The sequence below is a fragment of the Polaromonas sp. genome, from assembly GCF_031411155.1.
Taxonomy (GTDB): domain Bacteria; phylum Pseudomonadota; class Gammaproteobacteria; order Burkholderiales; family Burkholderiaceae_C; genus Polaromonas.
The window spans coordinates 1-26,402 of the sequence record NZ_JANOAL010000084.1 but is presented as its reverse complement, the minus strand read 5'-3'; the positions used below and the strand labels follow the sequence as shown (position 1 = coordinate 26,402).

General features: G+C 62.6%; 27 protein-coding genes and 1 pseudogene. 3 read left to right on the top strand and 25 right to left on the bottom strand.

The window, feature by feature from the left end; all coding sequences use genetic code 11:
• From era to RMO23_RS04935, 18 genes are all read right to left on the bottom strand, one after another.
• The coding region (era, locus tag RMO23_RS05020) for a GTPase Era (protein ID WP_309679081.1) at positions 1 to 890 on the bottom strand (890 nt) is incomplete at its 3' end.
• A gap of 154 nt (positions 891 to 1,044) precedes the next feature.
• Positions 1,045 to 1,740 (bottom strand): ribonuclease III, encoded by a 696-nt coding sequence (gene rnc, locus RMO23_RS05015; protein WP_309679075.1) that lies wholly within the window; start codon positions 1,738 to 1,740, stop codon positions 1,045 to 1,047.
• Positions 1,741 to 2,082, bottom strand: a complete 342-nt coding sequence (locus RMO23_RS05010; protein ID WP_309679073.1) for a DUF4845 domain-containing protein — start codon at positions 2,080 to 2,082, stop codon at positions 1,741 to 1,743. It lies immediately after the preceding gene.
• A gap of 72 nt (positions 2,083 to 2,154) precedes the next feature.
• Positions 2,155 to 3,120, bottom strand: a complete 966-nt coding sequence (lepB, locus tag RMO23_RS05005) for a signal peptidase I (RefSeq protein WP_309679072.1) — start codon at positions 3,118 to 3,120, stop codon at positions 2,155 to 2,157.
• A gap of 11 nt (positions 3,121 to 3,131) precedes the next feature.
• Positions 3,132 to 4,943, bottom strand: coding sequence for a translation elongation factor 4 (gene lepA / locus RMO23_RS05000; protein WP_309679070.1), 1,812 nt, complete (start codon positions 4,941 to 4,943; stop codon positions 3,132 to 3,134).
• 565 nt (positions 4,944 to 5,508) lie between these two features.
• Positions 5,509 to 6,975, bottom strand: coding sequence for a DegQ family serine endoprotease (locus RMO23_RS04995; RefSeq protein ID WP_309679079.1), 1,467 nt, complete (start codon positions 6,973 to 6,975; stop codon positions 5,509 to 5,511).
• A 63-nt stretch (positions 6,976 to 7,038) separates the two neighbouring features.
• Positions 7,039 to 8,070 carry a MucB/RseB C-terminal domain-containing protein gene (locus RMO23_RS04990; RefSeq protein WP_309679068.1) on the bottom strand — a complete coding sequence of 344 codons (1,032 nt, stop codon included), beginning with the start codon at positions 8,068 to 8,070 and terminating at the stop codon, positions 7,039 to 7,041.
• Positions 8,071 to 8,115: 45 nt separating this feature from the next.
• Positions 8,116 to 8,754 (bottom strand): sigma-E factor negative regulatory protein, encoded by a 639-nt coding sequence (locus RMO23_RS04985; RefSeq protein ID WP_309679066.1) that lies wholly within the window; start codon positions 8,752 to 8,754, stop codon positions 8,116 to 8,118.
• Positions 8,755 to 8,841: 87 nt separating this feature from the next.
• Positions 8,842 to 9,477 (bottom strand): RNA polymerase sigma factor RpoE, encoded by a 636-nt coding sequence (rpoE, locus tag RMO23_RS04980; RefSeq protein WP_309679064.1) that lies wholly within the window; start codon positions 9,475 to 9,477, stop codon positions 8,842 to 8,844.
• On the bottom strand, positions 9,474 to 9,992 hold the full coding sequence (locus tag RMO23_RS04975; protein ID WP_309679062.1) for a hypothetical protein: 519 nt from the start codon (positions 9,990 to 9,992) through the stop codon (positions 9,474 to 9,476). Before RMO23_RS04975 ends, rpoE begins: the two co-directional genes overlap by 4 nt.
• 47 nt (positions 9,993 to 10,039) lie before the next feature.
• Complete coding sequence (gene fabF, locus RMO23_RS04970; RefSeq protein ID WP_309679060.1) at positions 10,040 to 11,284, bottom strand: beta-ketoacyl-ACP synthase II; 1,245 nt, start codon at positions 11,282 to 11,284, stop codon at positions 10,040 to 10,042.
• Between the two features lie 88 nt (positions 11,285 to 11,372).
• Positions 11,373 to 11,612 carry an acyl carrier protein gene (gene acpP, locus RMO23_RS04965; RefSeq protein WP_011484542.1) on the bottom strand — a complete coding sequence of 80 codons (240 nt, stop codon included), beginning with the start codon at positions 11,610 to 11,612 and terminating at the stop codon, positions 11,373 to 11,375.
• 172 nt (positions 11,613 to 11,784) lie between these two features.
• Entirely contained in the window at positions 11,785 to 12,531 is a 747-nt protein-coding gene (fabG, locus tag RMO23_RS04960; RefSeq protein ID WP_309679050.1) for a 3-oxoacyl-ACP reductase FabG, read from the bottom strand.
• Complete coding sequence (gene fabD / locus RMO23_RS04955) at positions 12,528 to 13,478, bottom strand: ACP S-malonyltransferase (RefSeq protein WP_309679047.1); 951 nt, start codon at positions 13,476 to 13,478, stop codon at positions 12,528 to 12,530. Before fabD ends, fabG begins: the two co-directional genes overlap by 4 nt.
• A 102-nt stretch (positions 13,479 to 13,580) precedes the next feature.
• Positions 13,581 to 14,558 carry a beta-ketoacyl-ACP synthase III gene (locus RMO23_RS04950; protein WP_309679045.1) on the bottom strand — a complete coding sequence of 326 codons (978 nt, stop codon included), beginning with the start codon at positions 14,556 to 14,558 and terminating at the stop codon, positions 13,581 to 13,583.
• A gap of 3 nt (positions 14,559 to 14,561) precedes the next feature.
• A complete protein-coding gene (gene plsX / locus RMO23_RS04945) occupies positions 14,562 to 15,671 on the bottom strand; it encodes a phosphate acyltransferase PlsX (protein WP_309679043.1) in 1,110 nt (369 codons plus the stop codon).
• Positions 15,672 to 15,756: 85 nt separating this feature from the next.
• Positions 15,757 to 15,939: a 50S ribosomal protein L32 gene (gene rpmF, locus RMO23_RS04940; RefSeq protein WP_293470865.1), complete on the bottom strand. Its 183-nt coding sequence runs from the start codon at positions 15,937 to 15,939 to the stop codon at positions 15,757 to 15,759.
• A gap of 154 nt (positions 15,940 to 16,093) precedes the next feature.
• Entirely contained in the window at positions 16,094 to 16,636 is a 543-nt protein-coding gene (locus RMO23_RS04935) for a DUF177 domain-containing protein (RefSeq protein ID WP_309679038.1), read from the bottom strand.
• 25 nt (positions 16,637 to 16,661) lie between these two features.
• On the opposite strand from RMO23_RS04935, the gene RMO23_RS04930 reads away from it, so the two are divergent.
• Both RMO23_RS04930 and RMO23_RS04925 read left to right on the top strand, forming a co-directional pair.
• On the top strand, positions 16,662 to 17,303 hold the full coding sequence (locus RMO23_RS04930; RefSeq protein ID WP_309679036.1) for a Maf family nucleotide pyrophosphatase: 642 nt from the start codon (positions 16,662 to 16,664) through the stop codon (positions 17,301 to 17,303).
• Positions 17,300 to 18,058, top strand: a complete 759-nt coding sequence (locus tag RMO23_RS04925; protein WP_309679034.1) for an SAM-dependent methyltransferase — start codon at positions 17,300 to 17,302, stop codon at positions 18,056 to 18,058. Before RMO23_RS04930 ends, RMO23_RS04925 begins: the two co-directional genes overlap by 4 nt.
• Before the next feature lie 3 nt (positions 18,059 to 18,061).
• Here the strand turns inward: RMO23_RS04925 and RMO23_RS04920 are convergent, their stop codons facing one another.
• The 4 genes from RMO23_RS04920 to RMO23_RS04905 are packed head-to-tail and all read right to left on the bottom strand — an operon-like array spanning position 18,062 to position 21,329.
• On the bottom strand, positions 18,062 to 19,144 hold the full coding sequence (locus RMO23_RS04920) for a S49 family peptidase (RefSeq protein WP_309679032.1): 1,083 nt from the start codon (positions 19,142 to 19,144) through the stop codon (positions 18,062 to 18,064).
• Between the two features lie 21 nt (positions 19,145 to 19,165).
• Positions 19,166 to 19,531 (bottom strand): Rieske 2Fe-2S domain-containing protein, encoded by a 366-nt coding sequence (locus tag RMO23_RS04915; RefSeq protein WP_309679030.1) that lies wholly within the window; start codon positions 19,529 to 19,531, stop codon positions 19,166 to 19,168.
• Between the two features lie 18 nt (positions 19,532 to 19,549).
• A complete protein-coding gene (locus RMO23_RS04910; RefSeq protein WP_309679028.1) occupies positions 19,550 to 20,209 on the bottom strand; it encodes an HAD-IA family hydrolase in 660 nt (219 codons plus the stop codon).
• Positions 20,210 to 20,222: 13 nt separating this feature from the next.
• Complete coding sequence (locus RMO23_RS04905; RefSeq protein WP_405041565.1) at positions 20,223 to 21,329, bottom strand: RluA family pseudouridine synthase; 1,107 nt, start codon at positions 21,327 to 21,329, stop codon at positions 20,223 to 20,225.
• 670 nt (positions 21,330 to 21,999) lie between these two features.
• Between RMO23_RS04905 and RMO23_RS04900 the strand changes: the two genes are divergently transcribed.
• Positions 22,000 to 25,248: an Rne/Rng family ribonuclease gene (locus RMO23_RS04900; RefSeq protein WP_309679026.1), complete on the top strand. Its 3,249-nt coding sequence runs from the start codon at positions 22,000 to 22,002 to the stop codon at positions 25,246 to 25,248.
• Positions 25,249 to 25,432: 184 nt separating this feature from the next.
• Here the strand turns inward: RMO23_RS04900 and RMO23_RS04895 are convergent, their stop codons facing one another.
• From RMO23_RS04895 to RMO23_RS04885, 3 genes and pseudogenes are all read right to left on the bottom strand, one after another.
• Positions 25,433 to 25,765, bottom strand: a complete 333-nt coding sequence (locus tag RMO23_RS04895; protein ID WP_309679024.1) for a hypothetical protein — start codon at positions 25,763 to 25,765, stop codon at positions 25,433 to 25,435.
• On the bottom strand, positions 25,758 to 26,060 hold the full coding sequence (locus RMO23_RS04890; protein ID WP_309679022.1) for a hypothetical protein: 303 nt from the start codon (positions 26,058 to 26,060) through the stop codon (positions 25,758 to 25,760). Before RMO23_RS04890 ends, RMO23_RS04895 begins: the two co-directional genes overlap by 8 nt.
• A 92-nt stretch (positions 26,061 to 26,152) precedes the next feature.
• Positions 26,153 to 26,402: pseudogene (locus tag RMO23_RS04885) on the bottom strand (heme biosynthesis protein HemY); the annotation flags it as partial.

Here is a 26,402-nt window from a genome sequence, read left to right as displayed (position 1 = left end):
ACCTTGACCCAGATCTCCAGAAACACCTTGCCACCCGTCAGCGTTTCCAGCTCGTGCCGGGCTTCGGTGCCAATACGTTTGAGCTTTTCGCCCTTCTCGCCAATGATCATGCCCTTGTGGCCGTCGCGCTCGACGACGATGGTGGCGGCGACCTTGCGCAGGTTGCCTTCTTCTTCGTATTTGTCGATGATCACGGTCGAGGTGTAGGGCAACTCGTCACCGGTCAGGCGAAACAGCTTTTCGCGGATGATTTCGGCCGCCATGAAGCGGTCGCTGCGGTCGGTCAGCTCGTCGGCGCCGTACATCCAGGGCTGCAGCGGCAGGTATTTCTCGCAGATGCCGAACAGGCGCTCGATGTCTTTGGCGTTGTTGGCCGACATCGGCACAAATTCGGCAAAGTCGTGCCGCTCCTGCATCGAGCGCAGCCAGGGTGCAATCTCGGCGCGGCGGTGAATCAGGTCAAACTTGTTGGCCAGCAAAATCGCGGGGGTCTTTTCGGGCAGCAGCGCCAGCACCTTGGCATCGGCCAGGTTGAACTGCCCGGCCTCCACCACAAACACAATCAGGTCCACGTCGTTGACGGCGCCCACCACGGTGCGGTTCAGCGAGCGGTTCAGCGCATTGCCGTGCCGGGTCTGAAAACCGGGCGTGTCGACAAACACAAACTGCGTGGCCTGGACGGTGCGCATGCCGGTGATGCGGTGGCGCGTGGTCTGCGCCTTGCGCGAGGTGATGCTGATTTTCTGGCCCACCAGCGCATTGAGCAGTGTCGATTTGCCGACGTTGGGCTTGCCCACGATGGCAATCAGGCCGCAGCGCTGGGTGTCTGCCGGCGCAACATCGGGCGCCGGGGTCGCCGCACCGCGCGAGGCCAGCGCGTTGGCCAGCATGGCATCCAGGGCGCTCTGGCTTTGCACCGGCTCCGTGGGCGCCTCAGGGGAGGTAGCCACCGGATTTGGTGGAGGGGTCGGCTTTTGTTTACCTGTACTCATGGTTTCTTCGTAATGTTGGACGGTGTGGCGCTACAGATTTTGTAGCGCCCGGTCAGGAGCCCAGTGTTTTGACAAACATCAGCATGGCCGCCGCTGCGGCCTGCTCGCCGGCCCGGCGCGAGCCCCCGATGCCGCGCTCGGTACGGCCGTATTCAGAGATTTCGCATTCCACGTCGAAGGTCTGCTTGTGCGCCGCGCCCATGGTGCCGACCACCCGGTAGATGGGCAGGTTCATTTTGCGCCCTTGCAGCCACTCCTGCAATTCGGTCTTCGGGTCTTTGCCGATGGCCTGCATCTGCGGGTTGATCTCGACATCCTTGAACAGTCGCCGCACCAGCTGGTCGGCCTTGTCGTAGCCGGCATCGAGGTAAACCGCGCCGATCACGGCCTCCAGGGCGTCGGCCAGAATCGAGGGGCGCTTTTGGCCGCCCGACTTGGCCTCGCCCTCCCCCAGGCGCAGCATGTCGGGCAGCCCCAGGGTGACGGCCAGTTGGTGGAGCGTGTCCTGCTTGACGAGGTTGGCGCGCACGCGCGACAAATCGCCCTCCGGCAGCGCACTCAGCTGCTCGTACAGCAGCCCGGCCACGGCCAGGTTCAGGACGGAGTCGCCCAGAAACTCGATGCGTTCATTGTGGTCGCCGGAAAAGCTGCGGTGCGTCAGCGCCTGCGCAAGCAGTTTCGGATTGGAAAACTCATGCTGCAGCCGCTTTTGCAGGGCGGGCAGATCCGGGCTTGAGGAAACACGCACTTATTTGGAACGGCCGTTGTACTTGAGCAGCAGATAGGCTGGGCCGACCATGTGGATTTCACGGGTGTAGGCAAAAGACACCACGGTCTTGTCGCCCTCTTTGGTCACTTCCAGGTCTTTGCCGGAAATGGATTTGATGTCGTCAATTTGCCCGGCCTTGTCAAAGAGGGACCTGACTTCCGGCACGGTGCTGCCGGCTGCCGCCTTGCTGGCGGCCTTGGTAATGGCTTGAAATTCAATGAGCGTAGGAAAAACCTGTGCCGCCAGAATGCCGCCGAAGGCGACCACGGCGGCCACAAACAAAAGGCCAATGAAGGAAATTCCGCGCTGCTGCTGTTTCATTTTTTCTCCTGCTCTGCCGATGCAGCCCCGTGAGTTCAGTTACTCAGAGGCCAAAAAAACCTGAAGGCCCGATCAATCGAAGGAACCAATGCGTTTGAGGTTGCCGAAATTCATCCAGACAAAAAAGGCTTTGCCGACGATGTTTTTCTCGGGCACAAAACCCCAATAACGCGAATCGAGCGAATTGTCGCGGTTGTCACCCATCATGAAGTAGTGGCCCTCGGGCACCTTGCATACCACGCCCTCGCTACTGTAGCGGCAATTTTCCTTGAACGGAAAGTCCTCGGCGCCGGGGATAAAGGCGGGGCGGTCATCATCATTGAGCAGGCGGTATTTCTTGCCGTTGTTGACTTCCTGAAACTGCTTGGCATAGCGCATCGCATCTTCGTCGAAAAAATCGGGCAAGGGCGTTTTGGGCAGGGCCTGGCCATTGATGCTGAGTTTCTTGTTCAGGTAGGCCACCTCGTCACCCGGCACGCCGACCACCCGCTTGATGTAGTCAAGGCTGGGCTTGGGCGGGTAGCGAAACACCATCACGTCGCCGCGCTGCGGACTGTGGTTGTCCAGAATTTTGGTGTTGATGACCGGCAGGCGCACGCCATAGTGAAATTTGTTGACCAGGATCAGGTCGTTGATCAGCAGCGTCGGAATCATGGAGCCCGACGGAATCTTGAAGGGTTCGAACAAAAACGAGCGCAGCAAAAACACCACCACGATCACCGGAAACAGGCCGGCGGTCCAGTCCAGCCACCAGGGCTGCATGATGAGCCGGGTTTTGGCGGCTGCCGTGTTGTCATCGACCTTGGTGATGCCCATTTTGGCCAGCTCGGTCTGGCGTTTGGCGGCGCCGGCCTCGAGGGCGGCCACCGCGCGGCGGCGCTGCGGCAGGAAGTAAAGCCGTTCGGCCAGCCAGTAAATGCCGGTGACCACGGTGGCCAGAAACAGCAGCAGCGCAAAATTGCCTTCCACCACGCCGAAATACCAGGCCGCCCCGTAGCCGACAAACACGGCAAGCACCACGGCCGTGATGGAACTCATCACACTGTTCATCAGTCTTCTACCTGCAGGATGGCGAGGAAAGCCTCTTGGGGCACTTCGACGGAACCGATTTGTTTCATGCGTTTTTTACCCGCTTTTTGTTTTTCAAGAAGCTTTCGTTTGCGTGAAATGTCGCCGCCGTAGCACTTGGCGATCACGTTTTTACGAAGCGCCTTGATTGTCTCACGCGCAATAATGTTGGCCCCGATGGCGGCCTGGATCGCCACGTCGAACTGCTGGCGTGAAATGATCTCGCGCATTTTGGCCACCACGGCGCGGCCGCGGTAGGCCGACTGGCTGCGGTGAACGATGATGGAGAGCGCGTCTACCTTCTCGCCGTTGAGCAAAATATCCACCTTCACCACGTCGGACGCCCGGAACTCCTTGAACGCGTAGTCCATGGACGCATAGCCGCGCGAGACGGATTTGAGCTTGTCAAAGAAGTCGAGCACGATCTCGCCCAGCGGCATCTCGTAGGTCAGCATGACCTGCTTGCCGTGGTAGGCCATGTTCAGCTGCACGCCGCGCTTCTGGTTGGCCAGCGTCATGACGGCGCCCACATAGTCTTGCGGCATGTACAGATGCACCGTGACGATGGGTTCGCGGATTTCATTGACGCGCCCGGCATCCGGAATCTTGGACGGGTTTTCAACCTTGATGATCTCGCCGTCGGCCTTCAGCACCTCGTACACCACGCTGGGCGCGGTGGTGATCAGGTCCTGGTCGAACTCGCGCTCCAGCCGCTCCTGAACGATCTCCATGTGCAGCAGCCCCAGAAAACCGCAGCGAAAACCAAAGCCGAGCGCCTCGCTGACCTCGGGCTCGTAATGCAGCGAGGCGTCATTGAGCTTGAGCTTTTCGAGCGCATCGCGCAGCGATTCGTACTCGCTGGCCTCTGACGGGTACAGACCGGCAAACACCTGCGGCTGGATTTCCTTGAAACCGGGCAGTGCCTCGGTGGCGGTAAAGGCCGCGCCACCGGTGCCGGGCTTGATCAGGGTGACGGTGTCGCCCACGCGCGCGGCCTGGAGTTCCTTGATGCCGGCAATCACAAAGCCCACCTCACCCGCCTCCAGCGCCGGACGTGGCTCGGTGTGCGGCGTGAAGACGCCGAGTTGCTCGGCGTTATAGGTCGCCTCGCTGGCCATGAGCTTGATGCGGTCGCCCTTGGCCAGCCGTCCATCCACTACGCGCACCAGCATGACCACGCCCACATAAGCGTCGTACCAGCTGTCAATGATCATGGCGCGCAATGCGCCAGCCGGATTGCCCTTGGGCGGCGGAATCCGGGCAACGACCGCCTCCAGAATTTCGTCGATGCCCATGCCGGTCTTGGCGCTGCACGGAATCGCGTCGGTCGCATCAATGCCAATCACTTCCTCGATTTCCTGCTTGGCGTTTTCCGGGTCGGCCTGCGGCAGGTCCATCTTGTTGAGCACCGGCACCACCTCCACACCCAGGTCGAGCGCGGTGTAGCAGTTGGCAACGGTCTGCGCTTCAACACCCTGGCTCGCATCGACCACCAGCAACGCGCCCTCGCAAGCCGACAGTGAGCGGCTGACTTCATAAGAGAAGTCAACATGGCCGGGTGTGTCTATCAGGTTGAGGTTGTAGACCTGACCATCGAGTGCCTTGTATTTCAGCGCAGCGGTTTGCGCCTTGATGGTTATCCCACGCTCTTTCTCGATGTCCATCGAATCAAGAACCTGCGCGCTCATCTCGCGATCCTGCAAGCCACCGCAGCGCTGGATGAGCCGGTCCGCGAGCGTGGATTTACCGTGATCAATATGCGCAATGATCGAAAAATTTCTGATGTGATTCATCAACGAGAACGCCTAAGTGCTTGTTTGTATTGCGAAGAGATTAAAGGCCATTCGCAATGGACCATAAAAAAGGGCGCGTCGATAAATGACGCGCCCTGAACCAACAATCTATGGCAACTGCGATAGTTGGAACTTCATTGTAGGCAAAAAGCCCGGAGCGAAAAGCCCCAAAAGACCCATATTTTTGTCGTTGCAGGCTAGCAACAGGAAACTTATACACAACTTATTCACAATTTTAGACTGGTTGCCTCTGGACAACTTGTGGGTGATCTGTGGATCAACCGGGAATAAGCTGAAATGCCCATCAATTTCATCGGCCGCCCGCCTCGATATACCAAAAAGGCAGAAAAACCAGCCTGTATTCTAACCAAATTCGTCATTCACTTGATTTCAAAGTTAGTAGACGCCAACCAAAACAACCGTGCTTGAGGCCTGAAAATATATTTTTTGGAGGCCTCCGAAACACCCACGAGCCGCAAAAAACCCCCATTCCGTCAAGGGAATGAGGGCCTTTTTGCCGCCCCCGGACCGGCCGCGCATCTGTATTCAGAGGCCTTTGAGCATGTCAGCGTGCGGGCCGGATCAGCGCGTACTGCGCCCATTCGCCACGGCGAAACAGCAGATTGACCGGCTTGCTCTTGTCAATCTTGGCCAGCGCTGTATCGAAGTCCTTGACCGTCGCGACTTCGGAATTGGCAATCGCGACAATCACGTCGCCTTCGCGAAGCCCGGCCCGCGCGGCAACGCCTTCGGCGGTATCTACCTTGACGCCGCCCTTGATCTTGAGTTCTTTCTTCTGCGCGTCGGGCACCTCGCTCACCACCAGACCCAGCACCTGCGCCGGCCCGGCCACGGGAGGCTTGGGCTCGGGGCTGGAGGCCTTGCGGACGGGTTTTTCAGGCTCGACCTCGGCAATGGTGACCGTCAGGTCCTTGCTGCTGCCGCGCCTGAACACGGTGACCACGGCCTTGGTGCCGGGTTTCACATTGCCAACCATGCGCGGCAGGTCGCTGGATTTTTCAATCGGCTTGCCCTCAAACCTGGTGATGATGTCGCCCGCTTCGATGCCGGCCTTTTCGGCAGGCGCACCGCTTTCGACGCCGCGCACCAGTGCGCCTTGCGGCTTGCCCAGGCCAATCGATTCGGCCACTTCCTTGCTGACCTGGTCAATCTGCACCCCGATGCGCCCGCGCGTGACCTTGCCGGTGCTGCGCAACTGGTCGGACACGCGCGCGGCCTCGTCGATCGGGATGGAAAAGGAAATGCCCTGAAAGCCGCCGGAGCGTGAATAGATCTGGCTGTTGATGCCAACCACCTCGCCACGCATGTTGATGAGCGGGCCGCCCGAGTTGCCGGGGTTGATGGCCACATCGGTCTGGATGAAAGGCAGGTAGTCGCCGGTGTCGCGCTGCTTGGCGCTCACGATGCCGGCCGTCACGGTGTTTTCAAGGCCAAACGGCGAGCCTATGGCCATCACCCACTCGCCCACCTTGAGGCGGTTGACGTCACCGATTTTCACGGCCGGCAGCCCGCTGGCTTCGATCTTGACAACCGCGACATCGCTGCGCTTGTCGGCACCGATAATCCTGGCCTTGAATTCGCGCTTGTCCGTCAAGGTGACCAGCACCTCGTCGGCCCCCTCGACCACATGGGCGTTGGTCATGACAAAGCCGTCGGCCGTCAGAATGAAGCCCGAGCCGACACCGCGCGGCTGCGGTTCCTCGTCGGGCTGAGACTGACCCCGATCAGGCCGCGGCGTGCGCGGCAGATTGGGCGGCACGGGAATGCCAAAGCGCCGGAAAAACTCCAGCATCTGCTCATCCACATTGCCGGCCGCCGCAGCCTTGGTTTTTTCCACCGTGCGGATGTTGACCACCGAAGGGCCCACCTGATCGACCAGGTCGGTGAAATCGGGCAGCGCGCGTGCCTGCGCCTGCGCCGGGGTGGCGGGCAGCAGCACCGACGCAGAAACAAGGGCCATCAGACCTGCGGTCAGATAAGGGCGCAGCGGTTTCCAGTTCAATTCAAGCATCATCAGCCTCTTCATCAATGTGGGTCAACGTGGGTTAATGCCGGTCGGCAGGGTTGCAGGGGGCTATTTCTTGCGCTCCAGCCCGTTGGCAAAGAGCTGCAGTGTGGCCATCGGGACTTCACCCATCACGGTGACCCAGTACGCGTCAAGCTGGCGGGCAAGCGTCTGGGTCGCGCCCATGGACAGGCTGGACTCCCTATCATGGCGCTTACGGTCAAAGGGCTCGACAAAAATCGACACCGAAGCCAGTCCGTCCGAGAAAACCCATTGCAGCGGCTCTTCGCCATTGGCCGCAGGGCTGGTGGCCACCGGGCGCTTGTAGCAGCTGATCGGCTTGAAGCCTGCCACCGGGGCTTTCAGCGACCAGCCTTCGGCGCTGGCCGTGGTCTTGACCAGCACGGTTTTTTCCACCCGGTAGCCGTCCACCTTGCTCATCATCTGGATCAACTTGTCCATCTTCACCGACGCATCGAGCTGCAACTCGGAAAACGCCGCCTGCTCCAGCACCTTGCCGTCACTGTCCAGTGTCTGCAGTTTGACGACCAGCCCCTTCTTTTGCTCGGTCCAGACCCGGTAGCCAAAGCGCAGTTTATCCTTGGGGACGAGCAGCATGATGTCGGCCTCGACGCCCGCCACCCGGTCCTGGCCGTCCGGCCGGAGCCGGTAAAAATCGGCAATGCGGCTGTCGGTCGACTGGATCAGCTCGGGAAACAGACCCAGGGATTCGCGTTTTTCGCTGCGGATCAGCTTGTGGTCCGGCATGAAGGTCAGCACCTGGTCGTTGTGCCGGAAGATGGAACGCGGAGGGCCGGTCAGCGTCTCGACCCGTTCAACCTGCTGGCTGCCCTCGCAGACATGCCAGACCTTGGCGCTGGACATGGCGCCCCCCGACGAGACGACAAAAGTACCGATATAGGCACGCTTTCTGGACGCCTCCTGCATGCGCATCAGCCAGTCGTTGATGTTGACCGACTCCGCCACCGTGGCAGGCGCGGCTGCAGAAGCGGGTGGCGCCGATGGTTGAGCCGCTACACAATTCATAGCAAGCAGCGCCCATCCGGCGTTGGCAAAGAGGCGAAAAAGCTTGAACTTCATGGTATTGGAAGTTATTTGCCGCATCAGCATGCGCAGCAAGCCCGTTCAGCGCCCCGCATTTTGCGGCGTCTCGAAAGTGGCGTTCCGCAGGAAACCGGCAGGCAACTGCAGGGCAGATGCGCCTCCGAGTTGCTTGTGAGCGGCCAGCAATTCCTCCAGCCGGGCATCACGCACCATGGGGCCTTGCGGTGAGGCCACCACCACCTGCTGGGCCGGGCTGGGCACCAGGGCAAGTTGCGGCCCGGCGGCAGGCGCGAGCAGGCCGGCGGCATTCCAGCCGATGGCCGCCACGGCAGCCAGGGAAGCCAGGCCGGCCACCAGTTTCCAGCGGAAATTGCCGTCGTTGGACGCCTGGCCCCGGTGATGAACCACGTTGCCAGCGGGCTTGGCGAGGACCGGTGCGGCGGCGCCGATGTCAACGGTGACCATAGGCGCGGTGGCGGTGATACGCGGCGCTTCCTGCGCAAGACGCAGGTTCAGGCGCTCAACAAACGCCAGGTCAGCAATCTGCACCTGACTGGCCGGTGAGCGCAGAACCTCGCCAATCAGGTGGTAGGCGTTCCAGCTGGCCAGCGCCGCTTCGCCCTGCTGGCAGGCCTCCAGTGCCACGGCCAGGTCATCGTCGGCCAGTTGTCCATCGACCAGGGCAGACAGAAGTTCGCAGGTGGGCATCGTCGGTTTCATGATGTGCTTGGCAGAGAGGTTTGCCATTTTTGTCGTGTCTGTTTGCTGGACCGGGTTCATAAATCATTCGTGCGGATGAGGCATCTGCTACCAGCGCTTGCCTGACTGGTTTTCCAGCAAGGGTTTGATCTTTTCCGAAATCGCCTCACGCGCCCTGAAAATCCGGGACCGCACCGTGCCTATCGGGCAATTCATGGCTTCCGATATCTCCTCGTAGCTCAGCCCTTCAATTTCACGCAGGGTGATGGCCTGGCGAAGCTCTTCCGGCAAGGCTTCCATGGCCGCATTGACCATTTCCGCAATTTCCTTGCTGGCCAGCACGGCGTCAGGCGTTTCCGAGCTAGTTAGTTCGTTTTCGAGCGGGGAAGTTTCATCGTCATCCCCCGATTTAAAGGAATTTTCCGAAACGGTCGGGTTGCGCTTAAGGTCCATCAGCGCTTTCTTGGCGGTGTTGACCGCAATCCGGTACAGCCAGGTGTAAAACTGGGCCTCTCCCCGAAACTGCCCCAGCGCCCGGTAGGCCCGGATAAATGTTTCCTGCGCGATGTCCTCCACCAGATCGACGTCGCGCACCATGCGGCCTATCAGGCGCTGGATGCGCCGCTGGTACTTGATGACCAGCAGCTCAAACGCCTTCTGGTCGCCCGCGACCGTACGCTCCACCAGCAGCGCATCGCTGTCGGTGGCTTTTTCGTCTTGCAAGGGGGTCAGGTCGGCACTCATGGCTTCAACTGCCGAGTATCGACCGGGCGCGGATCATGGTTCATGTCACCCGATACTGCCATAGCGGGCGGCACAGCCGCGGCCCTCGGCGTGGCAAACACCGCCCGGCGCAAGTCCAGCCAGCGTTCGGGCATGGCGCTGCGCTCTGCCCACAGCCACAAGCTGGCTTGCGCGGGGTTTTCAAGCCGGAGCAGCAGCAGGCGCTGAACATCCGCAATCACCGAAAGCTGTTGTTGCGCAGTTCCCGCCTGGTAGCCCGGGCTTTCCCAGCACCAGGCCTGGCCATCCCAAGCCAGTTGCCCGGTCGGGGTGCTTTTCCAACCGCGATGCGCCGCCATGCCGGCGGCCAGCACAGCGACACCGGCCACCGCCATTCGCCAACCCAGCTGTCCGGTGGTGAAAACCCACAGCAACAGGGCGACCGCACCCGCCAGCCACAGTCCCAGCAGCAGGAAACCCTGAAAACGCGAACGCCCCAGCGGATAGACAACCGGCGGGGCGTTGTGGAGGGTCAAGGCCGTGGGGGCTCGGATGCGCGTGACGCCGGGCAAATCAGCACGGGTCAGGCGCGCTTGAAGACCAGCGTGCCGTTGGTGCCGCCAAAACCAAAATTGTTCTTGACGGCCACGTCGATCTTCATGTCCCGCGCCGTGTTGGCGCAATAGTCGAGATCGCACTCCGGGTCCTGGTTGAAGATGTTGATGGTCGGCGGACTTTTCTGATGGTGTAGCGCGAGCACGCTGAACACCGACTCGATGCCCCCGGCTCCACCCAGCAAGTGCCCGGTCATGGACTTGGTCGAGTTGACGACCAGGTTTTGGGCATGCTCACCAAAGGCGCGCTTGATGGCGTTGGTCTCGTTCAGGTCGCCCAGCGGTGTGGAGGTGCCGTGGGCATTGAGGTACTGAACCTGGTCGACGTTGACGCCGGCATTTTTCAGGGCCATGGCCATGGAGCGGCAAGGGCCGTCGATATCGGGCGCGGTCATGTGATACGCGTCGCCGCTCATGCCGAAACCGATGAGCTCGGCATAAATCTTCGCGCCCCGCGCCTTGGCGTGTTCGTACTCCTCGAGCACCAGCACGCCCGCGCCCTCACCCAGCACAAAGCCGTCACGGTCCTTGTCCCAGGGGCGCGACGCCGTTTGCGGATCATCATTGCGGGTAGACAGCGCGCGGGCCGCCGCAAAGCCGCCGACGCCCAGCGGCGAAATGCAGGACTCGGCACCGCCGGCAACCATCACGTCGCAGTCCCCGTACTCGATCATGCGGGCCGACATGCCGATGGCGTGAAGGCCGGTGGTGCATGCGGTCACGACCGCGATGTTGGGGCCCTTGAAACCGAATTTGATCGACACATGGCCGGAAATCATGTTGATGATCGAGGCCGGCACGAAAAACGGGGAGATACGGCGTGGGCCGCGATTGACCAGCTCGGCGTGCGTCTGCTCGATCATGGGCAGGCCACCAATGCCCGAGCCGATGTTGCAGCCGATGCGCGTTGCCAGTTCGTCCCCCAGCGCATCGCCGGTGGGCAAGCCACTGTCGACGACCGCCTGGCAGGCAGCAGCCAGGCCCAGGTGAATGAAACGGTCCATGTGGCGGGCTTCTTTTTCGGGAATGTAATCCTCGATGTTGAAACCCGTGACCTCGCCGGCAAACTTGCAGGCAAAGTTGCTTGCATCAAACTGGGTGATCAGGTCAATGCCGGGCTTTCCGGCAAGCAGGTTGGCCCAGGAATCGGCCACGGTGTTGCCCACCGGGCTGACACACCCCAGACCTGTCACGACGACACGACGACGGCTCATTCAGTAATCCTGAAAAAAAACCTGAAAAGACCATGCATGGCTTTTCAGGTTTGATGATGGCAAGAACAAAGGCATGGCGCCTTCTGTCTCAGGCCTTTTGATGGGTATTGGCGTAATCAATCGCGTTCTGGACGGTGGTGATTTTCTCGGCATCTTCGTCCGGAATCTCAATGCCAAACTCGTCTTCCAGCGCCATGACCAGTTCTACCGTGTCAAGCGAATCTGCGCCCAGATCGGCCACAAAGGCCTTTTCACTGGTGACTTGACCCTCTTCCACGCCAAGTTGTTCGGCAATGATTTTCTTAACACGTGCTTCGATATCGCTCATAGTTCCCTCTGAGGGTTGTAAATTAATCCGTGATTTTACCGCGTTAGAGTCGATTCCCTAAGCGCCGGGCCGGACGGATAATAACCGGCTTCGATTTCCTGACATTGCAATCATTTGTCACTGCCGACTCGCCGTTGTGGTGAAACCGATCAGGTCGTGTGTGAAGCGATCGCTACATGTACATGCCGCCATTGACGTGGATTTCCTGGCCCGTGATGTAGCCTGCCTGCGGGCTGGCCACAAAGGCCACGGCATGCGCGATGTCCTGCGGCTTGCCCAGGTGACCGAGTGGAATCTGACCCAGCAGTGCTTTTTTCTGCTCTTCGGGCAGGCTGGCCGTCATGTCGGTTTCGATGAATCCCGGGGCCACGCAATTGACGGTGATGTTGCGCGAACCGAGCTCGCGCGCCAGCGCCCGCGTCATGCCCGCCACACCGGCCTTGGCCGCAGCGTAATTGGACTGGCCGGCATTGCCTGACGCGCCCACCACCGACGTAATGCTGATGATGCGGCCATAGCGCTGTTTCATCATGGTGCGCATCACGGCCCGGCTCATGCGAAAAACCGCCTTCAGATTGGTGTCCAGCACCGCGTCCCAGTCGTCATCCTTCAGGCGCATGGCCAGCATGTCGCGCGTGATGCCGGCATTGTTGACCAGCACCTGCAGGCCGCCATGCTGCTTGACGATGGCATCGATCAACGCCTCTGCGGCTGCCGCATCGTTGACGTTCAAATTTTGCCCACTGCAGCCCGGATAGGCCGCCAGCGCGTGGCTGATTTTGGCCGCGCCTTCGTCGCTGGTCGCGGTGCCAATCACCTTCAGGCCTTTTTGGGCCAGTTCCAGCGCAATGGCTGCGCCGATGCCGCGCGAGGCACCAGTGACCAGCGCCACCTGTCCCGCAAACTTCACTTCGGTCATGCCAGTAACTCCTTGACCGCAGCCATCGTGGCCGGATCAAACAGTGGTGCGCCCGACAACTCTGGGTCAATCCTTTTGACCAAACCGGCCAGCACCTTGCCCGGCCCGCATTCGACCACCTTGGTCAAACCGCGCGCCTTGATGGCCTGGATGCATTCCACCCAGCGCACCGGGCCAAACGCCTGCTCGTACAGCGCCGCACGGATGCGGTCCGCATCGGTCTCGACCGCCACTTCAATGTTGTTGATGACCGGAATTTGGGGCGACGCAAACGAGGTGGCGGCCAGCCTTTCCCGCAGCTTGTCGGCCGCCGATTTCATCAGGCTGGAATGAAAAGGCGCCGAAACCGGCAACGGCAAGGCGCGCTTGGCGCCCTTGGCCTTGAGCACTTCACAGGCCTTGTCGACGGCCGCCTTGCTGCCGGCAATCACGGTCTGCATCGGGTCGTTGAAGTTCACCGCCTCCACCACTTCCAGCGTGTTTTCGCCAAAACTCCGCGCCGCTTCGGCGCAGCCAGCGATCACATGGCCAGCATCCAGCCCCAGAATCGCCGCCATCGCGCCTACACCCACAGGCACGGCATCCTGCATGGCCTGGGCCCGAAAGCGCACCAGCGGCGCGGCCTGCGCCAGGGTCAACACACCCGACGCCACCAGCGCAGCATATTCGCCCAGCGAGTGGCCGGCCACCACGGTGGGTGCAACGCCGGTTTCAGCCATCCAGGCCCGGTAGGTCGCCACACCCGCCACCAGCATCGCGGGCTGGGTATTGGTCGTCAGCGCCAGTGCTTCCTTGGGGCCTTGCCGAATCAGCTGGCCGACATCTTCACCGAGTGCGTCGGAGGCTTCAGCCAGCGTTTGCAGCACGGCCGGATGGTCGCCCCAGGCGTCCAGCATGCCCACGGCCTGCGAGCCCTGGCCTGGAAAAACAAAAGCAAAGGATTTCAAATGATTTCTCCAGTTGAGAAAGTACCGGGGAAGCGCTGAAAGCGACAGCGCTCATTTCAGGAGGCCGGCGACCGGGTGGGATCGACGCGCGACGCAGTCATCTCAATACTTCAGAAGCACCGCGCCCCAGGTGAAGCCGCCGCCCACGCCTTCGAGCATCAGGGTATCGCCTTTTTTGATCTTGCCGCTGCGCACCGAGGCATCCAGCGCCAGCGGAATCGACGCGGCCGAGGTGTTGCCATGCTGGTCCACCGTGACGATCAGTTTGTCCAGCGGCAGCTTGAGCTTTTTGGCGGTGCTTTGCATGATGCGGATATTGGCCTGGTGCGGAATCAGCCAGTCGATGTCCGCATCGGTCAGATTGGCCTTGGTCAGGGTGGCGCGGGCCGCGCTTTCCAGCACGCCCACGGCCAGCTTGAACACCGCCTGGCCGTCCATTTTGAGCAGCGGGTCGCCCAGCACCTTGCCGCCCGACACGTGGCCGGGCACGCACAGGATGCCGACGTGCTTGCCATCGGCGTGCAAATCGCTGGCAAGAATGCCGGGCGTGTCGGACTCCTCCAGCACCACCGCGCCCGCGCCGTCGCCAAACAGCACACAGGTGGTGCGGTCCGAGAAATCCAGGATGCGCGAGAACACCTCGGCACCTATCACCAGCGCCTTGCTGGCCGAACCGGTTTTGATCATGGCATCGGCCACGGTCAGCGCATAGACAAAGCCGCTGCAGACCGCCTGCACGTCAAAGGCCGGGCAGCCGGCAATGCCGAGCTTGTTTTGCAAAATGCAGGCCGCCGACGGAAACACCATGTCTGGCGTTGAAGTAGCGACGATGATGAGGTCGATGTCAGACGCCTGCAGGCCGGCCGCCTCCAGCGCGTGTTTGGCCGCCTCCAGGCCCAGATCGCTGCACGACACGTCGGGCGCGGCAAAATGGCGCGCCCGGATGCCGGTGCGCTCCACAATCCATTCATCAGAGGTTTCGACGCCCTTGGCCGCCAGTTCGGCGGCCAGCTCGGCGTTGGTCAAACGGCGCGGCGGCAAATAACTGCCGGTGCCGGTGATGCGTGAATAACGACTCATTGTTTAGTGTACCGGTGTAGAAACGGACGAAACAGCCAGGAAAGCAGCCGCCGGCGGCACCTCGCTGGCCGGCGCGGCGGGCGTTGCCATCAGCAGGGGCGCGGCATGGGCGATGCGCTCACGAACCCGCTGCAACAGATGGTTCCGGGCCGCATCATAAGCCCGATTGAGGGCCCGTTCAAAAGCAAAGGCATCGGCCGAACCGTGGCTCTTGAACACCAGGCCCTGCAGGCCCAGCAGCGCCGCGCCGTTGTAGCGCCGGTGGTCAACTCGGTTTTTAAATGCAGTTAACACCGGATACGCAATGATGGCCGCAATTTTCGTCAAGATGTTGCGCGAAAACTCTGCCTTGATGAAGCCGCCTATCATGCTGGCCAGGCCTTCGCTGGCCTTCAGTGCCACATTGCCGACAAAGCCGTCGCAGACCACGATATCGGTCGTTCCCTTGAAAATATCGTTGCCCTCGACATTGCCATAAAAATTCAGATCACCAGAATTGGCGGCAGATCGAAGCAGTTCGCCGGCTTTTTTGATAGTTTCGCTGCCTTTAATGGCTTCTTCGCCAATGTTGAGCAGTCCGACGCTGGGCGCGGGGTTGTTGGTGATGGCCGCCACCAGCGCCGAGCCCATCACCGCAAACTGCAGCAAGTGATGGGCCGTGCAATCAACGTTGGCGCCAAGGTCGAGCACCGTGGTGGCGCCCCCTGACGCATTGGGCAATTGCGTGGCGATGGCCGGGCGGTCTATGCCGTCTAGGGTTTTGAGCACATAACGGGCTATCGCCATCAGGGCACCGGTGTTGCCGGCTGACAGGGCCGCATGGGCCACGCCCTGCTTGACCTGATTGATCGCCACCCGCATGGAGGAATCTTTTTTGCGGCGCAGCGCGATTTCGAGTGGGTCGTCCATGGTGACGACTTCGCTGGCGGCAACCATCTGGCAGCGCGGATGGGCCAGCAGCCGGGCGTGCAGCGGGTGCGCGGCCAGCGCTTCGGGCGAACCGACCAGCACCAGTGCGGCATCCGGGTGTCCGTCCAGAAAGGCCAGGCTGGCCGGCAGGGTGACGGCGGGGCCGACATCCCCGCCCATGGCATCAACAGCGATCCTGATCATGAGGCGACCGGCGCAGTCAGAAAGTTGAGCATGGGCAAAAGAAAGGCCCGCAGTATGAGTGCGGGCCAGTACGTAAAGCGCGGAATTACGCTTCGGATTTGGTTTTCAGCACTTTGCGGCCACGGTAAAAACCGGTGGGGCTGATGTGGTGGCGCAGGTGGATTTCGCCAGTGGTGGATTCCACGGCGATGCCTGGCACATTGAGTGCGTTGTGCGAGCGGTGCATGCCGCGCTTGGAAGGTGATTTTTTGTTCTGCTGGACGGCCATGATCCGCTCCTGAGGGGGTAAGGGGTGGGTAAATTACGCGAAACCCGTGAGAGGGGCATCTGCGCCTAGCCTTTGATTATAGCCTGATATGGCGCTCAGGCCTACCGCTGGCCCTGGCGCCCTGCGGGCCAGTCCCGGCGGCTCGCTTTGAAGGCTACTTTTTCTGCTTGAGCCGGGCCAGCACGGCGAAAGGATTGGGCTTTTCGGCCGCGACCCCGGCGATGCCGTCCTCGCCCACGCTCAGGCGCGGCGCCACCGGGCATTGCTCATGCATGGGCACCAGCGGCAGGGCCATCAGCAACTCATCTTCCAGCAAGGCCAGCAGGTCAAACTGAGGCTCCATGACCAGCAGATCCTCTTCGGACTGGTCGTCCTCGGCCATGGCAATGTCTTCGCTGGCCACGAAGCGGTACCACTGGTCCATCTCCAGCGGCGTCGCCACCGCGCCCATGCAGCGCTGACAGGTCAGGGGAATCGTGGTTTTGCCCTGCAAATGCAGCCAGACCTCGGGCTCTGTGCCTTCGCGCCCGCGCAACTCGCCGCTGGCCTGCCACTGCACGGCCGAATCGGGCTCCAGCCCATGCGCCTCCTGCGCCAGGCGCTCCATATTTTGTAGCAAGGTGGTTTCGACCAGCGGCGCGCCGTCCTGCGCGAAGGCCTGCATGTTGAGGCGGTGGGCCTGAAGAGATTTAGACATGGCTGCAGTGTAAGAGAATCGGGGCATGAACCCTGCGCCCTCCCCTTCGCCATCCTCCTCTCCCGCCAGCCGCCGCCTGATTCTGGGCTCCAGCTCGCCCTACCGCCGCGAACTGCTGCAACGCCTGCAGATTCCGTTCGAGGTGGCCGCGCCCGATGTGGACGAAACGCCGCTGCCCGGCGAAAGCCCGCACCGGCTGGCCGAACGGCTGGCGCTGGCCAAGGCGCGCGCCGTGGCCAGCGCTCATCCCGAGGCTGTGGTGATCGGCTCCGACCAGGTGGCCGAGCTGAACGGCCAGCCGCTGGGCAAACCCGGCAGCCATGAGCGCGCGGTGGCGCAGCTGCGCCAGATGCGCGGGCAAATCGTGGTGTTTCAGACTGCGGTAGCGGTGGTGTGCGCCGCCAGCGGGTTTGAAGAAAGCAGCCTGGCCGCCGTCAAGGTCCGGTTTCGCGCGCTGACGGACGACGAGATTGAAGCCTACCTGCGCGCCGAGCAACCCTATGACTGCGCCGGCAGCGCCAAAAGCGAAGGACTGGGCATCGCGCTGCTCGAATCCATTGACAGCGACGACCCGACCGCGCTGGTCGGCCTGCCGCTGATTCGCACCTGCAACATGCTCCGCGCCGCCGGTGTCAAGCTGCTGGCGGCCAGCGGAGGCAAGCCATGAACCAGGGCAAGCTCTACCTGGTGCCGGCGCCGCTGGATTTTGGCTGCGACACGCAAGCCCCGCTGCAGCAGGTGATGCCGCTGGGCACGATTGAAGTCGCGGCCCGGTTGTCGGCCTGGATTTGCGAGAACGCCAAGAGCACGCGCGCCTATTTGAAGCGTATTAGCGAGCTGCAGTCCTTGTCCCATGCGCTTCAGGCGCTACAAATTCAGGAGCTGCCGCGCGCGGTGCACAAAAAGGGCGACCACGCCGGCAACTTTGACGCGCGGCCCCTGTTGCTGGCCGCCATGCAAGGCCACGACATCGGCCTGGTCAGCGAAGCCGGCATGCCGGCGATTGCCGACCCGGGCTCGTCGGTGGTGCGCGCGGCACATGACCTCGGCCTGCAGGTGGTGGCGCTGAGCGGCCCCATGTCGCTGATGCTGGCACTGGCCAGCAGCGGCCTGAATGGCCAGAACTTTGCGTTTGTCGGCTACCTGCCGCAAGACGGCGGCGAACGCGCCCAGCGCATCCGGGAACTCGAGTCGCTGGCGCTGAAAACCGGCCAGACCCAGCTTTTTATTGAAACGCCCTACCGCAACGCCGCCCTGCTGCAGGCCTTGCTGCAGACGCTGCAGGGCAACACCCGGCTGGCCCTGAGCTGCGGCCTGACGCTGGAGCAGGCCTGGTCGCGCAGCGCCCAGGTCAGCGCCTGGAAGCGCGACAAACCGGCGGCCCCGCTGGACTTGCCGACGGTGTTTTGCCTGGGCCGCTAACGCCTAGCGCAGCGCCGGAATCGCCTTGAAAGCCCTGATGGCGCCTTCGCCCATGGCGGCGCCAAACTTCTTGGCCAGGCGCTCGGCCACGTTGTCGCGGCGCGTGTAGTCGATGATTTCCTCGGCCTTGACGACCTCGCGCGCCACGTAATCGAGGTTGCCGAGCTGGTCGGCCAGGCCCAGTTCGACCGATTGCTGGCCGCTCCAGAACAGGCCGCTGAACATCTCGGGCGTGTCTTTCAGTCGCTTGCCGCGCCCGGCCTTGACGACCGCAATGAACTGCTGGTGAATCTGGTCCAGCATGGTTTGCGCAAACACCCGCTGCTTGTCGCTTTGCGGACTGAAGGGGTCGAGAAAACCCTTGTTTTCGCCCGCGGTCAGCAGGCGGCGATCCACCCCCAGCTTGTCCATCAGGCCGGTAAAGCCAAAGCCGTCCATCAGCACGCCAATGCTGCCGACAATGCTGGCCTTGTCGACATAAATCTTGTCGGCCGCCACGGCCACGTAATACGCCGCCGAGGCGCAGGTTTCTTCCACCACCGCATAGACCGGCTTTTTGTGCTTGGCCTTCAGGCGCTGGATTTCGTCGTTCATCATGCCGGCCTGCACCGGGCTGCCGCCCGGCGAATTGATCAGCAACACCACCGCCTTGGCGCCGTCGTCTTCAAACGCGGCACGCAACGCCGCATTGACAAACTCGGCGCTGGCATCGGCGCCCGCGGCGATTTCGCCCTTGATCTCGACCACCGCCGTGTGGGGCGCGGTCACATTGGTCGCCGGCGTGCCGCGGTGCAGCGCCAGCCAGATCAGCACGACGAAAAATGCCAGCCAGGACAGGCGCACAAAGGTTTTCCAGCGGCGCATGGCCTTTTGCTCGTTGAGCGAGGCAAACACCAGCTTCTCCAGGGTGGCACGCTCCCAGCCGGGATCGCCGGCAGGATCGGTTTTGGCCGATGCGGTTGCTACTATTTCAGGAGCTGACTGTGCACGTTCTGATTGGGCTGGAGGCCGATTTGATGGGTTTTCAGGGTTTTCCGGAGGGTCAAAGGAAGGTTCGCTGGGGCCGGGGCGGTTTGAATCGTTCATGGGCCGTAGTTTAGAGCGGTCTCAAAACTCCACGGGCTTGAGGTTGTAAGCACCATGCCAGTAAACAATGCCGTCTTTTTCTGAAAGCATGATCTTCACCAGGCCGCCCTGGCACGGCCCGCCGGCGCACTGCCCGGTGGCGGGCAAGTAGGCCGCGCCGTGGCTGGCGCACAGCAGCCACTGGCCGCTGTCGTCAAACACCCGGTTCGGCTGCCAGTCGAGTTCCATCGCGACATGGGTGCAGCGGTTCAGGTAAGCGTGCGGCTGGCCCTGGTAGCGGATGGCAAAGGCGCGGCAGGTCTGGCCCGCATGGTTGATGTCAAACGGCACCGCCTGCCCGCCATCGAGCAGATCGTGGCTGTTGCAGAGCGGCTGCAGCGCATTCATGGCCGGGCTGGGTGGGGCTTAGCCGTGTTCCAGCAGCCAGTCGTGCAGTTGCCGGACCGAATGCGCCACATAACGCGGTGCGAGCGCCACAAACTCTTCAGGCTCATGCGCGCCATAGCTCACACCCACGCTGGGGCAGGCGGCATTAAGCGCCATCTGCAGGTCGTGCGTGGTGTCGCCCACCATCAGGACGCGGCTGGCGGGCAGGTCGAACTCCTGCATCAGCTCGTGCAGCATGAGCGGGTCGGGCTTGCCGGCGGTTTGGTCAGCGGTGCGGGAGCCGTCAAACACGCCCTGAAGCTCCACGCGGTGCATCACTTCGTCGAGTCCGCGCCGCGATTTGCCGGTGGCCACCGCCAGCAGGTGGCCGCGCGCCTTTAGCGCCGCCAGCAACGGCAGCACGCCGTCAAACAGGTTCAGGTCGTTGGCGTGGGCGGCGTAATGGTGCTGGTAGCGAGCGCCCAGCTCGGGGTATTTTTCGCGCGGCACATCGGGCGCGGCATGGGCCAGCGCCTGCATCAGGCCCAGCCCGATCACATAGCCGGCGGCCTGGTCGGTCGGCACCGTGCCGCCCACATCGCGCACGGCCGCCTGGATGCAGCGCACGATGATGGCGGTGGAATCAAACAGCGTGCCGTCCCAGTCGAAGGCGATCAGGTCAAAGTTTCGGGTCTGCATGCGGTGATTATGGTCAGCCCTGGGGCGTAGTTGTTTCAGGCGGCAAGAACTGCTGCAATTCGTCTGGCAGGGGCGCCTGCAGCTGAATCGCCTTGCGCGTCTTGGGGTGGTTGAACTTGAGGCTCCAGGCATGCAAAAACATGCGTTTCAGCGGCGCACTGCCGTCAACCGATTTTTGCAGCGCCTTGTTGAGCTCAAAGTCGCCGTATTTGTCGTCGCCGGCAATCGGGTGGCCGGCGCTGGCCAGGTGCACCCGGATCTGGTGGGTGCGGCCGGTCTTGATGGTGACTTCGAGCAGGGTAAACGGCGTGGCCGGCGCGGCCGGGCTGGCCGGCACCGCGGCCCTGACCTTGACCAGCGTGACCGAGCGCATGCCGTCGGGGTGCTCATTGGCCACCACCTTGACGCGGCGCTCGCCGTTGTCGAGCAGGTATTTGTGCAGCGCCTGGTCAATCACGCGCTGGCTGGCCGGCCACTGGCCGCTGGCCAGCGCCAGGTAGACCTTGTCGGTTTCGCGCTCGCGAAACTGTTCCTGCAGCAGTTTCAGGGCCATGCGCCGCTTGGCAATCAGCAAAATGCCGCTGGTTTCGCGGTCCAGCCGGTGCACCAGTTCCAGAAAATCGGCCTCGGGCCTGGCCATGCGCAACTGCTCGATCACGCCAAAACTCACGCCACTGCCGCCATGCACCGCGACACCGGCCGGTTTGTCGATGGCCAGCAAAAAGTCGTCTTCAAACAGCACCGGGAATTCGGCCGCGGGCGCGTAGCCGCCGACGGTGGAACTGGCGCCGTGGCGCGCCACTTCCTGGGCCATGGCCTGGGCTTTTTGCCCGGCCCGCTCCGAGGTGCGCACCGGCGGCAGCCGCACGATGTCGCCGGCCGCGACCCGGGTGTCGGCCTGGGCCCGGCCCTTGTTGATGCGCACCTCGCCGCTGCGGATGATGCGGTAGACATGGGTCTTGGGCACGCCCTTGAGCTGGCGGATTAAAAAATTGTCGAGCCGCTGGCCGGCGTAGTCTTCATCCACCGTCACCAGGGTGGCTTGCGGCAGCGCTTTGGCGGTCGCTTCGGGCGCGGCCGGCTGGGGCGGCGCCGGCGGTTTGGTGGCAAAGGCCGGCAGCCGTGCTGGTGATTTTGCCGGCCGTTTCGACTTGCCTGAAGCTGGCTCTATAATGTGTTTCACTAGCGATGCGCTGTAAGTGGTTGATTTGTCTGGAGTTTAGTCCACGCAAGTGCAACGCCCCTGAAACGCCCACAGACAGCCGCGCTGGAAGGTCGATGCCAATGCCGGTATTCGCCCGCAGGCGACGCGTGCCAGGCACCTCACTTGCTGCGCGTAGTGCCATGCAGACGAGTCGACGTTTTGCGAACACCAACACGGAATACCAATGTCTGCAGCCCACGTCACGCCGCAAAGCGTGCACCCCAAGCTGCAGGCGGATCCAGCTGAGACCAAGTCCTAGAACGGGTAGCCTCTTGACAACCACACTGGTCAGTCTGATTGATATGTGCCTGCGGCGCCTTCTGGCCCTGCTTTGTGGCATAAATCAGCCTCCAGTCCTTGTACAACGGGCGCAAGCAGCTATTATTTTTATAGCAAACACCCTGCGGACCGCGGCTCACTCCATCCACGCGCCTACGCTCAAGAACCGCTTGCTCGACTGATTTTTTCAGTTGACCCGGCCATCAAAAGCTCTCCGGCAATTCCCCACGTTCGCACTGCGTCAGCTCCTGGCATCGTTGGCCCATCTGGGCTTGAGAGAGACAAAGAACGATGAAGGAAGCAAACCATGAAACGGATGCTGGTAAACGCCACGCAGGCTGAAGAACGCCGCCTGGCGATTGTTGACGGACAAAAACTCCTCGACTACGAAATTGAAATTGAAGGGCGCGAACAGCGCAAGGGCAACATCTACAAGGCCGTCGTCACCCGCGTCGAGCCTTCGCTCGAAGCCTGTTTCGTCGACTACGGCGAAGACCGCCACGGCTTTCTGCCGTTCAAGGAAATCTCCAAGCAGTACTTTGCCCAGGGCGTGCCGGTCAGCCAGGCGCGCATTCAGGACGTGATCCGCGAGGGCCAGGAAATCCTGGTCCAGGTCGAAAAGGAAGAGCGCGGCAACAAGGGCGCGGCGCTGACGACGTTTGTCTCGCTGGCCGGCCGCTACGTGGTGCTGATGCCCAACAACCCGCGCGGCGGTGGCGTGAGCCGCCGCATCGAGGGCGAAGACCGGGCCGAGCTGAAGGAAAACATGGACCAGCTGGAGTACCCGGCCGGCGCCAGCATCATCGCCCGCACCGCCGGCATCGGCCGCAGCGCGCCCGAATTGCAGTGGGACCTGAACTACCTGATCAAGCTCTGGACCGCGATTGACGGCGCCGGCAAGGGCGGCAAGGGCGCCTTCCTGATTTACCAGGAATCCAGCCTGGTGATTCGCGCCATTCGCGACTACTTCAGCAGCGACATCGGCGACATTTTGTTCGACACCGACGACGTCTACGAACAGGCGCGCCAGTTCATGGCGCATGTGATGCCCGAGCACGAGCACCGCGTCAAGCGCTACCGCGACGACGCGCCGCTGTTCAGCCGCTTCCAGATCGAGCACCAGATCGAGTCGGCCTATGCCCGCACCGTGCAGCTGCCCTCGGGCGGCGCTATCGTGATCGACCACACCGAAGCGCTGGTCAGCGTGGACGTCAACTCGGCGCGCGCCATCAAGGGCGGCGACATTGAAGAAACCGCCACCCGCACCAATTTAGAGGCCGCCGACGAAGTGGCGCGCCAGATGCGTTTGCGCGATCTGGGCGGCCTGATCGTCATCGACTTCATCGACATGGAAGAGTCGCGCAACCGCCGCGATGTGGAAAACCGCCTGCGCGACGCGCTGCGGCAGGACCGCGCGCGTGTGCAGTTCGGCACCATCAGTAAGTTCGGCCTGATGGAAATGAGCCGCCAGCGCCTGCGCCCGGCGCTGTCCGAAGGCGCGTCCATCCCCTGCCCGCGTTGCGGTGGCTCCGGCCACATCCGCGACACCGAAAGCTCGGCGCTGCAGATTCTGCGCATCATCCAGGAAGAGTCGCTGAAAGACAGCACGGCCTCGGTGCTGTGCCAGGTGCCGGTCGACGTCGCGTCTTTCCTGCTCAACGAAAAGCGCTCCGAGATCGCCAAGATCGAGATGAAGCAGCGCATCAACGTGCTGCTGGTGCCCAACAAGACGCTGGAAACACCGAACTACCGCCTCGAGCGCCTGAAACACGACGACCCGCGGCTGGACAACATCGAGGCCAGCTACAAGATGGCCGAGGAAATGGAAGACCCGACCACGGTGACCCGCCGCAGCCAGGAAAAGCACAACAAGCAGGAACCGGTGATCAAGGGCGTGCTGCCCGACGCACCGGCCCCCGTGGCCCCGCCCAAGCCGCCCGTGGCGGCGCCCGCCGCAGCCCCGGTTGCAGCGCGCCCGGCACCCGTTGCCGCAGCGCCGGCCCCTGCCGAAAAAGGCTTTTTTGGCTGGATCAAGAACCTGCTCGGCGTGGCCGAAGCGCCCGCCGCCGCGCCTGCCCCTGCCGAGGTGAAAAAAGACGAGCGCGCTGGCGAAGCCCGCCGTGACGCACGCGGCGAAGGCCGTGGCGGTGAGGGTCGCTCCGACCGTGGCGAACGCGGTGGCCGTGATGGCCGGCGCGGTGGCCGTGGCCGCAGCGAAGGTCGCGGCGATGGTCGCGCTGAAGTTCGCGGAGAGGGTCGCAGTGAAGGCCGAGGCGATCCACGCGGTGAAGCCCGCCCCGACGGACGCGGCGGCGAGCGCCGTGAACGCGCCCCGGAAGGCCGCGGAGAAGCACGCCCTGAAGGCGCGCGCCAGGAACGCCAGGAACGGGCCGAGCGCCCGGCCGGTGAACTGCGCGCCGAAGGCCGCAGCGACGCCGACGGCCAGGGCCGCAATGCAGGCCGCGAAAACCGTGATGGCCGTGGCGACCGCAACCGCCGTGAACGTGGCGAGCGCGGCGAACGCAGCGCCGACCGCACCCCGCGCGATGCCGCCGAGCAGGACCTTGCCCTGGCCAACCAGGCCGCCATGGCAGCCGCCATGGGCGGCGAGGCCGTTGCGCCACGCCAGGACGCGCCAGCCCAGGACGGTGAGCGCCAGGACGCTGGCCGCAATGAAGGCCGCCGCGAACGCGGTGAGCGTGGCGGCGAGCGAGGTGCTGAACGAGGTGCTGAACGAGGTGGTGAGCGCGGCGAACGCGGCGGTGAACGCAGCGGCCGCCGCAACGACCGCCGTGGCGACCGCCCGGACGGCCAGAACGCCGGCGCCGAAGCCGCTGCCAGCAGCCCGATGAACCCGGAGGCCGCCGCTTTGGCAGCCCCCGTGCTCGACGAAGCCGGCAACGCCATCGCACCAGTGGCCAACGAGCAGACCGGCGACGAGCCACGTCAGCCGCGCGAACGCCGCAGCCGCGACCGCTATGGCCGCGACCGCCGCGAACGCGGCGAGCGCGGTGACGGCACCGAGCGCAACGAGTCGGCCGCCCATGGCAGCGCCGAATTGGCCGATTCAGAGCCCAATCAGGCCCCAGCCCAGCAGGAACGCGCACCATCCGCTACTGAATTTGTAGCACCGGTGGCGGTTGCCGCTGTCGCTGCGGCGGCGCCTGTGGCAGCCGTGGCGGCTGCCTACAGCAGCGCCCCGGTGCAGGCAGCCGCGCCGGTCGCCCCCGCGCCTGTAGCGGCCCCCGCCCCTGTTGTTGTTGCTGCGCCCGCAGCGCCAGCAGCATCGGGCACGGCCCTGCCCAAGGTGCAGGCTTACGCCCTGCCCTTGCAGGACCTGGCCCAGGTGGCCCAGACCTCGGGCCTGCAGTGGGTCAACTCCGACGCGGCCAAGATTGCCGAGGTGCAGGCCGCCATCGCCGCCGAGGCCAAGCCGATCCATGTGCCCCGTGAGCGCCCACCCGTGGTGGCCACCACCGAAGCGCCGCTGGTGCTGGTGGAAACCAAACGCGACCTGGGCACCATGCCGCTGCCGTTTGAGACGCCAACCGCCTGATCTGCGGCGTCAGCCGTAATGAAAAAGCCCCGCATTGCGGGGCTTTTTTTTGGCCTATGGAAACTACGGGACTGAGGCAGCCCAATGTCGGTCACATGTGTTGCGAGTGCTTGAATGCGAGACCTGACCCCATTGATCCAGTTATCTTTGTGGCAAGTAGTCAATTAAGCCCGTTAATTGAAGCTCATTCGTCACGATACGAATTTTCGGAGTCTTCAGGGTCAACGTTGCTGATTTCCCCGCTGAATTGCTGGTACCCATCCATAAGTGACTCACCGCAGGTTGACGACATGCCTGAGCTTCCGCTACCTCGTTCGGTATTGTCCTGATCGCTCCAGCCCAAGCCAGGGTCACTCTCTGTATCGGCATCTTGACTGAAGCCATTCCAATACGCCACGTAGTCAGGAAGTATCCAGCCGCTGTGTATGCGCTGGATCAAGATGGGTTGCTCAAGAGCGCGCGAATGACTCTTGGCAAACTCCAACACTTCTGCGTAATTCGTCCAAAGTTTACGCACGAGCTTTTTCTGGTGCGATGAATTTCACTTTGCATTTAGGACACTGGGGGTCGTCTGACAAAGACCGTCCTGTTTTTCCGCCGAAAAGCGCGCCAAATATGGCGCCAGGAATTGTGCCAGCCATGGCTCCCAATGGTCCGCCGACAATTCCGATCTTGGCACCCAGCAATGCACCGGCACCTGCGCCACCCAAAGCGCCTATGGTTTTGCCCGAAATCGTTTTTTCGTGAGTAAATCCGTGGCCGCATGAAGGGCAATAGACCGATATCAACTCAATGATTTTCTCTGTTGCCATCAGGATGCTCCCTTGTTATATGAATTAGTGTTTATGCGAATTAAAGCATAAGCAACATAGTTCCGGGTGTGAAGGACACCTTGTCACCGCCCTCACAGCTGCGCAGCGCGCTTGTAGGCTTCCGACGCCGCCGCTGCATCCTCGCGCTGCTCGGCCAGCTGCGCCAGGGCGCGCCAGGCGTTGCGGTTCAGCGTGGCGTCCTGCAGGCCCAGCACGGCCAGTGACAGCAGCTGGCGGGCCTTGCCCCAGAGTTGGCGGCTCAGGCAGGCCATGCCGGCCAAATACTGCAGATTGGCGTCGCGCGGGCGGCTGAGCTGGGCGGTTTCTATGCGGGCCAGCCAG